At 62.3% G+C, this 12,758-nt stretch carries 12 protein-coding genes and 1 pseudogene; 5 read left to right on the top strand and 8 right to left on the bottom strand.

The genetic code is table 11. The features are described 5' to 3' along the window. Positions 1 to 130: 130 nt before the first annotated feature. Genes DL237_RS19550 through DL237_RS19540 form a run of 3 tightly spaced genes read left to right on the top strand, consistent with a single transcriptional unit; the run spans position 131 to position 1,906 of the window. Positions 131 to 721 (top strand): hypothetical protein, encoded by a 591-nt coding sequence (locus tag DL237_RS19550; protein WP_009574182.1) that lies wholly within the window; start codon positions 131 to 133, stop codon positions 719 to 721. Next, complete coding sequence (locus DL237_RS19545; RefSeq protein WP_074646428.1) at positions 708 to 1,121, top strand: hypothetical protein; 414 nt, start codon at positions 708 to 710, stop codon at positions 1,119 to 1,121. Before DL237_RS19550 ends, DL237_RS19545 begins: the two co-directional genes overlap by 14 nt. Beyond that, positions 1,118 to 1,906 carry an ImmA/IrrE family metallo-endopeptidase gene (locus DL237_RS19540; protein WP_009574185.1) on the top strand — a complete coding sequence of 263 codons (789 nt, stop codon included), beginning with the start codon at positions 1,118 to 1,120 and terminating at the stop codon, positions 1,904 to 1,906. Before DL237_RS19545 ends, DL237_RS19540 begins: the two co-directional genes overlap by 4 nt. Before the next feature lie 261 nt (positions 1,907 to 2,167). Here DL237_RS19540 and DL237_RS19535 read toward each other — a convergent pair whose 3' ends face one another. The 4 genes from DL237_RS19535 to DL237_RS19520 form a co-directional block, all read right to left on the bottom strand. After that, entirely contained in the window at positions 2,168 to 2,440 is a 273-nt protein-coding gene (locus DL237_RS19535) for a WGR domain-containing protein (protein WP_074646427.1), read from the bottom strand. Between the two features lie 84 nt (positions 2,441 to 2,524). Continuing rightward, positions 2,525 to 3,457: a DUF2493 domain-containing protein gene (locus tag DL237_RS19530; protein ID WP_009574188.1), complete on the bottom strand. Its 933-nt coding sequence runs from the start codon at positions 3,455 to 3,457 to the stop codon at positions 2,525 to 2,527. Between the two features lie 362 nt (positions 3,458 to 3,819). Beyond that, positions 3,820 to 4,851 (bottom strand): DUF7146 domain-containing protein, encoded by a 1,032-nt coding sequence (locus DL237_RS19525; protein WP_074646426.1) that lies wholly within the window; start codon positions 4,849 to 4,851, stop codon positions 3,820 to 3,822. 3 nt (positions 4,852 to 4,854) lie between these two features. Next, positions 4,855 to 9,249, bottom strand: coding sequence for a bifunctional class I SAM-dependent methyltransferase/DEAD/DEAH box helicase (locus DL237_RS19520; RefSeq protein WP_090062984.1), 4,395 nt, complete (start codon positions 9,247 to 9,249; stop codon positions 4,855 to 4,857). Between the two features lie 176 nt (positions 9,250 to 9,425). Here DL237_RS19520 and DL237_RS19515 point away from each other — a divergent pair. Both DL237_RS19515 and DL237_RS19510 read left to right on the top strand, forming a co-directional pair. Further along, a pseudogene (locus tag DL237_RS19515) lies at positions 9,426 to 9,711 on the top strand (hypothetical protein). A 361-nt stretch (positions 9,712 to 10,072) separates the two neighbouring features. Then, positions 10,073 to 10,687: an Abi family protein gene (locus tag DL237_RS19510; protein ID WP_226562389.1), complete on the top strand. Its 615-nt coding sequence runs from the start codon at positions 10,073 to 10,075 to the stop codon at positions 10,685 to 10,687. Positions 10,688 to 10,743: 56 nt separating this feature from the next. Here the strand turns inward: DL237_RS19510 and DL237_RS19505 are convergent, their stop codons facing one another. From DL237_RS19505 to DL237_RS19485, 4 genes are all read right to left on the bottom strand, one after another. Beyond that, positions 10,744 to 11,388 (bottom strand): hypothetical protein, encoded by a 645-nt coding sequence (locus tag DL237_RS19505; RefSeq protein WP_009574194.1) that lies wholly within the window; start codon positions 11,386 to 11,388, stop codon positions 10,744 to 10,746. Continuing rightward, positions 11,381 to 11,800 carry a hypothetical protein gene (locus DL237_RS19500; RefSeq protein ID WP_009574195.1) on the bottom strand — a complete coding sequence of 140 codons (420 nt, stop codon included), beginning with the start codon at positions 11,798 to 11,800 and terminating at the stop codon, positions 11,381 to 11,383. Before DL237_RS19500 ends, DL237_RS19505 begins: the two co-directional genes overlap by 8 nt. Before the next feature lie 274 nt (positions 11,801 to 12,074). Then, the gene (locus DL237_RS19490) at positions 12,075 to 12,452 is read right to left on the bottom strand and encodes a DUF6915 family protein (RefSeq protein WP_009574197.1); all 378 of its coding nucleotides are present in this window, start codon (positions 12,450 to 12,452) and stop codon (positions 12,075 to 12,077) included. A 10-nt stretch (positions 12,453 to 12,462) separates the two neighbouring features. Continuing rightward, the coding region (locus DL237_RS19485) for a DUF6878 family protein (protein WP_407691924.1) at positions 12,463 to 12,758 on the bottom strand (296 nt) is incomplete at its 5' end.

The raw sequence follows: 12,758 nt of genomic DNA, 5'->3' as shown, positions 1-12,758 counted from the left end.
CCGCAGCAGGCGCCATCAATGGTGTATGCGCGGCACAAGAGTGTTCGCGTTCGTAGCCTTAATATTTTTTTGAATTTTCTTGACTGCGATAGGTCGCTGCGTGCGCATATGTATATTAAGAGCAGCGAAGATGGCGATTGGCATGGCGAAAGACACACCCCAAGAGTTCAATACCCTCAAGGAATTCACTGACGAACTGGACCTTCTCTTCCGCGATGATGTCGCACTCAGAAAGCTCCTTCAGAAGGCGCGTAACTGGTGCATTCGGAACAACCGAGTCGGCGACGAGGAGGAGGTCCTTCAAGAGGCCGTCATGAGGGTGATGAAAAGTGAGATCACCGGGACACGCCAATGGCCCAAAGGTGTTGCACTTATGGACTTTCTCTCCGGCGTGATGCGGAGCATTGCATCGGAGCGGCCTAAGATCGGGTTTCGCAAGAACGCCGACAAAGACATGGAGGCCGCGAAGGACATTGCCTCGTCGTGCAACCAAGAAGGGCAGCTCTTCGAGAAAGAATTTATGGCCCGCTTCATGGCGCTCTTCGAGGGTGATGACGATTCACAGCTATACCTCCTGGCTCTGGAGGAAGGGCAATCGAAGTCCGAGATCATGACGGGCCTCGACTGGAATGAAAGGGAATACAACACGGTGGTGCAGCGGGTCAAAAGGACACGCAACGCACACCCGGAAATGAAAGAGATGCTCAATGGCGAAGGATAAGAAAACCTTTCAAGATCGCCTGGCGGAGGAAATCGACGAAGCTATCACGAACGCTTCAGACGAGGATATTCGAAAAGAGGCTGAAGAGGCCGGGGAGGACATTGCTGCTTTCGGTGATCGCATGAGAGCTTGGCTGGAGACCGCGAAAGACGAGGTCGCCGAAATGGCAATGAAGGAAGCCAAGGCCGCAGCTGAGCAAGATCGTGCAACGCGCGACCAAAATGTCGTCTCCATGGCTCAACGCAGGCCTGCGAACAGGCCTGGCAACTTCATGCCCGATACGGTGGCCGCTCGTCATGGAAAGAAGCTGTCGGAGAGAGACAGAAAAGGGATCGAGAAGGACTTGGAAGACCTGTTCGACGATGACGCTTGGCCTGACAAAAACGGCGATGAAGAATGACTCATTCTCCGCGTCGTGCTGAGGAGATCCTCCAGGCTTTGCGCCTGAAGCGACCGGAAGACATCAACCTTGAAGCCATTGCCTGGCTTCAAGGTGCCAAGGTTGACTACCGGGAAATGGACGGATGTGAGGCTTGCATCCATGGTCGAGCTGACGTCGGCCGCGCGATAATCGCCGTGAATGACGCGCATGGAAATCTACGGCGCCAGAGGTTCTCCCTCGCACACGAACTGGGGCACTGGGAATGGCACAGGGGAGAACATCTGTTTTGTGCAAAAGAGGATATCGGGGGTAGCAAGGGGCGGGAACGAGGAATGTCCCGAGAGAAGGGCGCCAACCGGTTCGCCTCAGAGCTGTTGATGCCGGAGTTCATGCTCAAGAGCGCTCTGAATGACTTCAAGAAATTCGATATGCGCACCGTCCGTCTTCTTTCGGACGCCTTTTCTGTCAGCAAGACGGCCATGGCGTATCGCTTGGTGGATCTGGATTTCGAGCCGAGCCTCCTGGCCTCTTACAGCCGCGGCGGCCTCAACTGGTTCAAGAGATCGAAGAGCGTCGGGGAGCGATGGTTCCTGCGTCGAACACTTGACCCGCAGAGCAACGCTCACGATATCCTGCACAAGGGAGCCCGGGACGACATCTCGCTGTCTCTTATGGACGCGGACACCTGGTTCGATACAGAGGGCGCCGATCGGTATGAGCTTGCTGAGCAGTCGTTCCGTGTGGGTGACGACGAGGTCATGACCTTGCTGGTCCTGAAGAGCGAATACATGATGGCGCGATAAAAATTCACAACTTCAATAGCTTCTTCACCCAGCAAGTGCTCAAGCTGACTTAAATTTACCCACGCTGTATTGACGAGATGCCTCAGACTGTCTCCCAAGCATGCGTTCGTACACCTGCCGCTCCTGCTCTAGATCACGTGCTTGGTCGGCTTGCGCTTCACGTTCACAGCCTTTCGCGTATCGCTTCAAAGCAATACATCTCTTGGGAAATGACCGTGCAGCGTTTGAGTTCAAAGTCAGTGGCTGCATCGGGCCGCTTCTTCAAATTTCGCCCAATAATTTGTAGCCCCGCCGCTTCTTCGTCGCCGACAGCTTCATCAGAGCGTTGACCGCCCTGCCCTCGTCATCATGCTGTTCGATTAGCATCTGCCCTCGAAGCCCGATACGGCCCCATTCCCGCACAAGGCATGCGCCGCCAAACAGGTCCGGCTGAACGCTCATTCGATAGAAGCGCCGCATGTTGAGAGACGGGTCGATCCGCTTGAGATCGACCGTTGTCGGGAACACTTCCATTTGCTGCGACGTGTCGAACATGTTGTTGGCGCCTCTCTCCAGACCACAATATCAAGCGCTCTTCGACGTTTCCACATTGTTCTGTCCCGAAAAGAAAGAGAGGGCTCACGCCCCCTTCTCGAACTTCATGACCGGGATGCCGAGCTTCTTGGCCTTGTCGGCGAGGTTTTCCTGGATACCGGTTCCGGGGAAGACGAGGACCCCGACCGGGAGCACATCCAGCATCGCGTCGTTGCGCTTGAAGGGCGCTGCCTTGGCGTGCTTGGTCCAGTCGGGCTTGAAGGCCACCTGCGTCACGCTGCGAGCCTCGGCCCATTTGGCGGCGATGAGCTCTGCGCCTTTGGGGCTGCCACCGTGCAGGAGGACCATGTCGGGATACTTGGTCCGGACCTGGTCGAGCTTGCCCCAGATCAGGCGGTGATCGTTGAAATCGGTCCCGCCGGTGAGGGCGACCTTGGGACCAGCGGGCAGCATCACTTCGGTCTCGGCGCGGCGCTTGGCGGCCAGGAAATCGCGGCTGTCGATCAGAGCGGCGGTCATGTGCTGGCGGTTCACGATTGATCCGGTGCGGGGGCGCCAGGTCGATCCCGTGTGATGGACGAACTCGGTGGCGGCGTGATCGCGCATCATGTCCATGCAGTTGCGCCGTTCAACGAGAGTCAGGCCTTCGGCCGTCAGGCGCTCGAGTTCGACGGACTTCACTTCGGAGCCGTCCTGCTCGCGCTGGAGGCGGCGCTGCGCCTGCTCGTTCTCATCGAGCGTCCGCTCGATCCGGGCCGTGGCGCGGTGGAAGAGGTTGACCTGGCCCCAGAGCACCTCTTCGAGGTCGGGTTCCATACGGGTGTCTTCCAGGGTCGCGACGAGGGCGTCGAAGATGTCGGCGACGGCGACGGCGAGGCGCTGCCCATCGGGCATCGGGCGCGGATCGGGCCCGTCAAAGGGGCGATAGCCGTAGAGCTGGAGCTCGTCGAGCGCATGGGCGGTCTGGGATGCGCTATGGGCGGGTTCATACGCGTCGTCGTGGGTGTGGATCGTCATCGGTTTCTTGCCTCCGGGCCTGTCTCGTCCGCGCGTCATCCCGCGCGGCCTTCATGGGCAGACCCGAGCCGTCGGGGCGGTTGCCCCTTCACCCCGGCTTCACCGGGGCCGGAACAACGTGGAGGAGGTCGGCAGGGAAGCTATTTGTCTCGCGATGCAAAGGCGGCTTTGCCGCCGGCGGAAATAGCTTCCCTTCCGACCTTGCAGGGGCAACTGCTTTGACGGCCTGCCCATCTCTTGAAGGCCGCTCGGGTGACGGGTGGATGCGGAAGGCCCGGGATGGGGTGAGGACGACGATCCAAAGCCACGACTGGGATGCAGCCCCCTTCCCCGTACTCCCAGCCCCCCCTGCGCGATGCAGCTCAGCTGGGCAGGCGATGCCGATCCTCTGGCCCGATCTGACCCGCCAGATGCTGGCGCAGCGCGTCCTTGCCGTTTGCCCGAAGATCATCGTTGAAATCCCCGAGCCGCGGCTCCAGCACGCGCACGTGCACCCCGACCTCGGAGGCTCTGGCGCTCAACTTCTCTGCCGCGCGATGCCCGGCCGGATCGCGATCGATGGCGATGTAGAGGCGCTGGAGCCCCTCCGGCAGCAGAACCGCCCCGAGGTGTCCCGACGAGAGCGCCGCCCAGACGGGCAGACCTGGGATTGCCTCGGACAGGGACAGCATGGTCTCGATGCCTTCGCCGATGACGAGGATGTCATCCTGCGGGGTCAGCCTGACAGCATTGCCGAGGAGGTGACCCATAGCCCGACGCTCTGGCTTCACTGCCGCCTTCCCCTGCCCGTCAGCGGCCAACCAGGTGCGATGCACGCCCTGAACGGCCCCTGCCCCATCGGTAACCGCCGCGATCATCGCCGGTCTGGGGATGTTCCGGGTCTGCCCCTCTTCCCGATGCCAGCACTTCGGGTGGAAGCGTAAGGCGCCGTTCGCCCCGAATTGGGTGATGCCTCGGGAACGGAGGTAGGTCTCAGCAAGCGTGCCTGTGATCGGGTTCGAGGCAGCGAACAAACGCGCCGCCGCCGCAGGAGTGCCACCGAGCGCCTTGGCCTTCCTCGGCTCTTGCCTATCCGGGACGACCGGCTGCGGACGGCCAAGATGCGCTCGGGCCTCGGCGAGAAGGTCGGGGAAGCGCGTGATCCCCATCCGGGCGCGGATGATGTCCAAGAGATCGCCATGCTCGCCTGTGGCCCCATCCGTAAACTTGCCCGCTGCCCCTGGTCCCGACGCAGGGCCCGTCAACCGCACGAAGAGCGACCGGCCGGGGTTGTTCTGCAGATCGCCGACGATCCAGTAGGATCCTTCCCGCCGTCCGGCGGGAAGGTAGGCACGACAGACGCCTTCGGCATTTTCAGCCAGATCGCGCACGAGGTCTTCGGTCTCGGAATACATGGGTCAACAACCTCCGCGATCATGTAGCCTTGCGACAGGACAACGTGCAAGCAGACGATCCAGTATCTCGATGCCATCGGCGTCGGTCGGGCAAAACAGCCGAAGCTTCCAGCTGATGATCTCCGAGAAGAAGCCATCGGCCTTGAGCCGATCCTTGGCGGCCTCCGAGAAGCCCGAGAGTTCGATCCGGTTCACGCCCATGACACGGGAGCGGTGCAACTCCATCCCTTCGGCCAAGCGCACCACAGTCTTTCCCTCCAGAACGAGGGCATGGACCTGCGCGGCCGAGAGCTTGGGCGCATCGGCGGCCAGCGTGGTCGCGACCCAGGCAGGCGAGACTCGTCGACCGATGATGCGCTGACCGTCATCGGTCTGCAGGCGGTAGACGCGGGTTTCATCCTGGGGGAGCTGCTTCCAGATCGGCAGCAGCAGACCTGCCACGATGTGCAGTGTGGAGACCGAAAACTCCGGCACCTCGGCCAGTTCCGCAGTCCACGCCGCAGTGAAGGCCGCGCGGTCGGCCTCGAGCCAGTGGGTGTCCTCCATGACCTTGGCCGGGACCGTGCTGGCATCAAGCGGGCGGATCAGGCGCAGGCGCGGCTCGATGGTGCCATCATCGAGCATCAGGCTGGTGGCGGGCACCTGCACTGCAGCCCGACCCGAGCGGCTGTTGACCAGCAAGCGTGCCTTCGGGTCATCGAGCCAGTCCAGCGCATCCGCGAGCGCGGTAGGCGTGTTGCGGCGCTTTTCCGCGATGGTCAGCAGCTGGGTTTCCGCGCCGGAGCCCGGATGGGTGTAGATGACCTGTACGTCGGTCACCCGGAAGCTCTCGGCACGGAGTGTCTCGAGCCCGAGATCATAGACCCCGGCGGCGATGGCGCCCTCAATTCGCTGATCGAGGAGTTCTTCGAAACCCGCGAACAGCACGGCCTGCATGTCGATCGTCAGCGCCAGCAGGCGATTGAGGAAGGTCGTGATCGGCGGCAGGTCATCCTTCAGCCCGTTTTCATCGGTCAGGCTGAGCCCGGTCGCATCCTCGAAAGCCCCGAGCGAACATCCGGCCAGATCGCCGCGATAGATGCGGCGGTAAAGCTGGCGCAGGGCGTCGCGGGCGTAGGGCGACTCGAGGTTGTCTTCGGGCCGGAACAGCCCTTGCCCGCCGGTCTGGCGCTGGCCGCGCGTTATAGCGCCAAGCGTGTCGAGACGTCGCGCAATGGTCGACAGGAACCGCTTTTCCGCCTTCACATCGGTGGCGACCGGCCGAAAGAGCGGCGGCTGCGCCTGATTGGTGCGGTTGGTGCGCCCGAGGCCCTGAATCGCCGCGTCTGCCTTCCAGCCGGGCTCCAGGAGGTAGTGGACCCGCAGGCGCTGGTTCTTCGCCGCGAGATCGGCGTGATAGCTGCGCCCGGTGCCGCCGGCATCCGAGAAGATCAGGATACGCTTTTCGTCATCCATGAAGGCTTGGGTTTCCGCGAGGTTCGCGGCTCCAGCCCGGTTCTCCACCACGAGCCGTGCCGAATGCCCTTCGCCCTTCCGCACGATGCGCCGCGAGCGCCCCGTGACTTCGGCCACGAGATCCGTGCCGAAGCGCTGGACGATCTGGTCGAGTGCACCCGGCACCGGCGGAAGCGAAGCCAGTTTCTCGATCAGCGCGTCACGACGGCGGACGGCTTCGCGGCACTCCACCGGTTGGCCGTCGCGCGTGACGGGGCGCGACGAGAGGTTACCCTCGCTGTCGGTGAAAGGCTCGTAGAGCTGCACCGGGAAGGAATGGGCGAGGTAGTCCAGAACGTATTCCCTGGGCGTGATGTCGACCCGGATGTCGTTCCACTCCTCGGTCGGAATCTCCGACAGGCGGCGTTCCATCAGTGCCTCACCCGTCGAGACGATCTGGATGACCGCCGCGTGACCCGCAGCCATATCTGCATCGATGGATGCGATAAGCATGGGGGTCTTCATCGAGGTGAGCAAATGGCCGAAGAAGCGCTGCTTGGCTGACTCGAAGGCTGACCGCGCAGCGGATTTCGCCTGGCGGTTCAGCGTGCCCGACCCGCTCGGCCCGTCGGCCGCGCCAGAAATGTTCGCCGCCTCCAACGCCGCGGTCAGGTTGTTGTGAATGATGGCGAAGGCCCCGGCATAGGCATCGTAAATGCCGCGCTGCTCGGAGCTAAGAGCATGTTCCAGCATCTCGTATTCGACACCGTCATAGGAAAGCGACCGCGCTGTGTAGAGGCCGAGCGCCCGGAGGTCGCGGGCCAGAACCTCCATCGCCGCGACCCCGCCAGCCTCAATGGCTTCCACGAATTCCGACCGGGTCTGAAAGGGGAAATCCTCCCCGCCCCAGAGCCCGAGACGCTGAGCATAGGCAAGGTTGTGGACCGTCGTCGCGCCCGTGGCCGAGACATAGACCACGCGGGCATTCGGAAGTTTGTGCTGCAGGCGCAGACCCGCCCTGCCCTGCTGCGATGCCATGGTATCGCCCCGCTCGCCTTTGCCCCCGGCGGCATTGGCCATGGCATGGCTTTCGTCGAAGATGATCACCCCGTCAAAATCCGTCCCGAGCCAGTCGACGATCTGTTCAACGCGGGATTTCTTGGCCCCCCGTTCTTCCGAGCGCAGCGTCGCATAGGTGGTGAAGAGAATGCCCTCGGTCAGAGGGATGTCGCGCCCTTGTGCGAAACGCGACAGCGGCGTCACCAGAAGCCGCTCCTGGCCAAGCGCCGACCAGTCGCGCTGCGCATCCTCCAGAAGCTTGTCGCTCTTCGAGATCCAGAGCGCCTTGCGTCTTCCTCGGGCCCAGTTGTCGAGCAGAATCCCGGCCGACTGACGGCCCTTTCCCGCCCCGGTGCCATCGCCGAGGAAGAAGCCGCGGCGGAAGCGGACGGCGTCAGCGGCATCGTCCGGTGCAGCGGAGACCACGTCTCCGGTCTCATCGACGGTCCAAGACCCAGTGAGATGCGCGCCATGCGCCTCGCCCGCGTAGATGACGGTCTCGAGCTGCGCGTCGGACAGCAGGCCGTCGCGCAGGACGGCCGGGGGCAGCTTGGGGCGGTACGTGGGTTTCGGCGGTGCGACAGAGGCCATGGCCGCCGATTGCACAAGCTTGGTCGGGTGCGATGCGGCGTCTGGGATGTCGATAGCCTGCAGACGGAAGGTCTCGTAGATCGCATCGGACAGCCGTGCGGCGTCTTCGTCCTCGGCGGCGTCGCGGAGTGCGTAGTTTAGGTCCTCGGCCTCAGTCTGGGTTTCAGGCTTCGCCGGATTGGCTGCAGAGGTCGCGTGCGGTCGGCGGACGGGTTTGCGGGTGGTGAGGTGAGAATTTCCCGGAAAGGGGGAAGAATGGCCCTGCCCCGCAGCAGGAGCTAGATCCAGTTCGAGGCGCGGCGGAACCTCGGCAGTGACCCGGGACATCAGATGTGCCACGTCCGAGGATGTGGGTTGGCGCAGGTCTGCGGTGATGCCGCCCGGCTCACCGCCGCGGCATTTGTCAAAGACAGAAATCCGCGTCTCGAAGCTGGTGCCGTGCTTGGCGAAAGCCGCGCCCGACACCGCGCCGGTGAAGACGAGATGGGCGGTCTCGGTCAGACGGCCGAAGGTCTCGGCCCAGGCAGGCGCATCCGGCGCGAAACCGGCTCCGGTGATGGCGACGAGCCGTCCGCCGGGAACTAAGCGCGCAAGGGCCGAGCGCAGATGTCGGGCCGTCGCCTCGGTCGACCGACCATCGACATTGGCTTGGGCCGAGAAGGGCGGGTTCATCAGAATGACGCTCGGGCTTGAGCAGGCATCGAGATGATCGTCGATCTGCGCGGCATCAAACCCCGTGACTGGTCGGCCCGGGAACAGCAAGCGAAGAAGGTCGGCGCGGGTGTCCGCCAACTCGTTCAGAGCCAGAGTGCCGCCGGCGATCTCGGCGAGGATCGCCAGGAGCCCGGTCCCGGCAGACGGCTCTAGGACAAGATCACGGGGCGTGATCTGTGCTGCCGCCACAGCCGCGAGCCCCATGGGCAGCGGCGTCGAGAATTGCTGAAAGCGCTCCATCTCTTCCGACCGCCGGGTGTGCGTGGGCAAGAGGCCTGCCACCTTGGCGAGGATCGGCAAGAGCGCCGCAGGCGCGCCGGCACGCGCGAGCAGCGCCCGACCGAACTTTCGCAGGAAGAGGATTAGCGCCACCTCGCCCGCCTCATAGGCGAGCTTCCAGTCCCAGGCACCGGTCGCATCGGAACCGCCAAAGGCATGTTCCATCTCGCGGCGCAGGCGCAGCGCGTCGATCTGATGCCCTTGCGCCAGATCGGGCTGCAGCGCTTCGGCAACAGCAACGATCGCAGGGGCAGGATTTGCTGCCAACGGGACAATAGGCGCAGGCAAGGACGCCTGCGCAACGGGGGCAAGATGGGTCATCGGGAAACTCCGGAATGAAGGACAGGATCAGGCCCGGACACCCTCTCTCGGGCAGCCTCGGACCTGATCTTTCCCGGCCCCTCTCTCCCTCTCGCACCAAAGTGTTCCCGACGCTTAGCTTGATGTTGTTCTTGTTATGTTCTATTTTGGAGCCAAGCCAGAAAGGGGGTTTCACCATGGAAAGCACCAAGCACGTCCTGCCCGTAACGCCCAAGCAGATTGCCTATGCGCGGTCGCTCGCCCTGCGCAACCGGACGCTCCTGCCCTGGGAGGTTCAGCTCTTTGAGCGCTTGGATCGAGGCTCAGGCCCAGCTGAAGCCGGTATCGGACATGGACCAGCTGCCCACGTCCAAGCAGGTGGCCTTCGCTGAGAAACTCGCCCGGATCAAAAGGCGCGCCGTACCGGACGAATGCTTCCGCGACAAGGGGCTCATGTCGAAGTGGATCGACGGGAACAAGTGACAGGAACGGGGCGCTCGCCCCCCGACGAACGGGGTCACAGGCCTGCGGTATCTTCACACGTCATAACTCTGAGCTTGGAAAAGCTATTCCTGGTGAAGGTCGACTAGAAGCAGAATAGTGGGATGACCAAGCGCCACCGCACCATATTGGGCTGAGAGTTTGCCTCGCCAAATCTTCTTGGATTTCCGTAAGTAGATGTATAAAAAGCGAAAACCCGCGAGGACCTGTAACGGCTGTCGCGGGCTTCTAAGGGTTTGAAGGCCTGACTTTGCCTTCGATTGCTCTCATATATGGGTATCTTCGCACGACTGTCAAGCGCAGTGTGAAAGTCGTGCGAACAGTCGATCGGAGCATTAAGTACTTGGTAACAAATATAATTTCTCAAGAACGCCTCACGAAGTACCTCGTTGCTGCTGGTCACAATCCAGATCGCGCTCTCGCCCTCTATGGCTGGAACATTCAGCTCAGTGAGGCTTTCTTCCCTGTACTGAGCGCAGCCGAGGTCAGTCTAAGGAACATAATCGTCGTTCGCCTCATCGCGCTCTATGGTCCGCAATGGTGGGATGACCCTGCCTTTCTCTTGCAGATCAAGAGCCACGGCAAGCGCATAGTAAAAACAGCACGCGACAAGCTCGTCACAACGGGCGCGGTTACCTCAGGGCGAATGACCGCAGAGCTTAATTTTGGATTCTGGGTGAAAATGCTGCTGCCAAGGCACGAACCCGTCTTCTGGGCAAATCTGCATGGAGACTTCCCTCACCTGCCGGGGCCTGTTTCCTATGCACAACTATACAAGCGCTGTGACGATGTCCGTGAATTTCGCAACCGCGTCTTTCATCATGAACCAATTCTTCATCGAAATATCACCGCTGAGTATAGTCAGATCATGGAACTGATCAAATGGTTGAGCCCAGATAAGGCCATCTGGATCAAACAATATTCCCGGGTCATGACGGTCGTGCGGCAGAAGCCGTGAGCATTGCCGACTGACAACAGACTAGCCCCCGCTTGTCAGCGTGGAACGAGATCAGCTCACCCGAACCGCCGCCCTCCTTCCGTGAACGTATACGCGTTGACGATGATACCCTCCTCGATGGCCTGGTCCGAGGTGAGGTGGTCGTATTCGGCTTCAAGCTGGCGGTAGAGCCAGCGGGCCAGATCACGCAGCGCCTCGGTCACGACTTGTTCCACGTCCTCAGTCGGCGGCTGCCAGGTCGCGCTGTCCCGCGTGATGTCCACCGACATGGTGCATTCATGGTAGTAGCGACCACGGTGGCTGGCCTCGGCGGCGAGCTGGTAGAAGTTTCGCCGCTGGATGGCCTGCAGCCGGTCGGCGATGCCGTGCAACGTCGCGTCCGTGGGCGCGTAGTCCCGAATGCGCGCGGCCGCGCCCTTGGCGTGGGACCAGTATCCTTCGAAACAGGCCCCGTCGCCCTGACTCCAGAACCCGGAGAACCAGATGCATGGCTTTTGGCGCGTCCCGCCGCCCATCAGGCGGACGGGCGTGGTCTTCAGGCTGATGCCGAGGATTTCGCAGACCCGCTCGAAATCTTCATAGACCGCGTCCCACCAGTCGTCGTGGGGCCCGAGGTCGCGATACCAGCATCGGGCCTTCTCTTTGGCCGCATCCGAGAGCTCGGGGAACTGGTAGACAGTGGCGCAGATGATCTCAGGCATCGGCGTCCTCCCCGTTCAGCGCCGCGACCAACCATTCTTGCGTGCTGGACCAGCCGATGGATTTACGAGCGCCGAGATCGATGGCATGCGCACCGCCGCCAAAGGCGTCGAGCCGCGGCCGGGAGCAGGTCAGAGCATACTGGAACCCCCAAAGGCCGGTGAGGTCGAGGTCTTCGGCGAGCCGCAAGACGAAGCGGATGACGGCTTCGACATCGCCGTGTTCGTCGTCATGGATCCAGAGGCTGCTGCCCTCGGGGGCATCCTGGTGCACGAGATCGAAGCCAGCGACATCTGGGTCGTCAGCGTCCTGATCCGCAGCGCGAAGTTCCTGAAACAGTGCGAGCGCGCGGGCGGCCTTGTCGGGGCTGCCGACGTCGATCAGGCATGAGAAATGGGTGAAGTAATCCGCCATGGGGACCTCCTTAATGGGGAAGACCCGGCCAGGAGGCCGGGCGATCGATTGGGATGAAGGGGTAGTTGGGAACGATCAGCCGGTCGACGTGTCGCCCGCCGCCTGTCGTGCGGCATGAGCGCAGAGCATCTGCCGGTAGAAGCGCTTGCGCGCCAGCCGGAGACTGCAAACAGCGCGCGTGTCGGGGTGTAGCGCCCGGACCGCCGCGCGAACCACTGCCAGTCGCGAAGCGGCCGGCGGCAAGCCAAGACGTCGATAAGTGGGATCGGTCATGTCACATGACCTCGACTACGGGCGAAGCGAGATACGGATCGACCTGTGCCTCGATCCGTTCGGTTCGACCCATCCAAGGCTCAGGCCGAATGGCCTTCACCCAATCGGCGAAGCTCGGGATGAAGCCGAGGTCCTCCTTAACATGCTGCTCGCCGACCCACCGGGTAGGGATGATGCGCCCAGTCGAGAGCGTGAGGGTCTGACCAAAGATGGTCTCGGCCATGAAGATGCCCTCGGCATGGTGGCGCAGCGCCCGGTGCCGAAAATCGGCTGTGATCTCCTTGCTCTGGTCGAACCAGGAATGCACGGCGAGGAAATCCTCGACCGTGCCGCCCCATTTCTTCACCGAGGACAGGGCGTGGTGGTAGGGATGTGCCATCGCCGCCCCCTCAGAAATCGTGCGTGTAGAGTTCGGACGAGGTGAAGCGCTCGTTGAACTCGAGGTGAATGGAGCGAGCGCGCGCGTCGAAGCAGAATTCGCCGTAGGCCCCGTCGTTGTTTTCCCAACCGCCGTGAGTGTCAGACAGCAAGTCGTACGCCAGTTGCTCCACGACATCTTCGAGCGAAAGCGCCCGCATCTCGACTTCGGGGTCGTCCCAGGTCAATGCGGCATAGGCGATCTGGGTCTTGGGGAAAGTGACTTCGGCGTCGCCAGCGTAGGCTTCGATGCTTTCAACCTGGCCGC

Origin of the sequence: Pseudooceanicola sediminis (assembly GCF_003575965.1) — a bacterium.
GTDB lineage: Bacteria > Pseudomonadota > Alphaproteobacteria > Rhodobacterales > Rhodobacteraceae > Pseudooceanicola > Pseudooceanicola sediminis.
The sequence above is the reverse complement of the archived record's forward strand: the minus strand, read 5'-3'. Positions and strand labels throughout refer to the sequence as shown.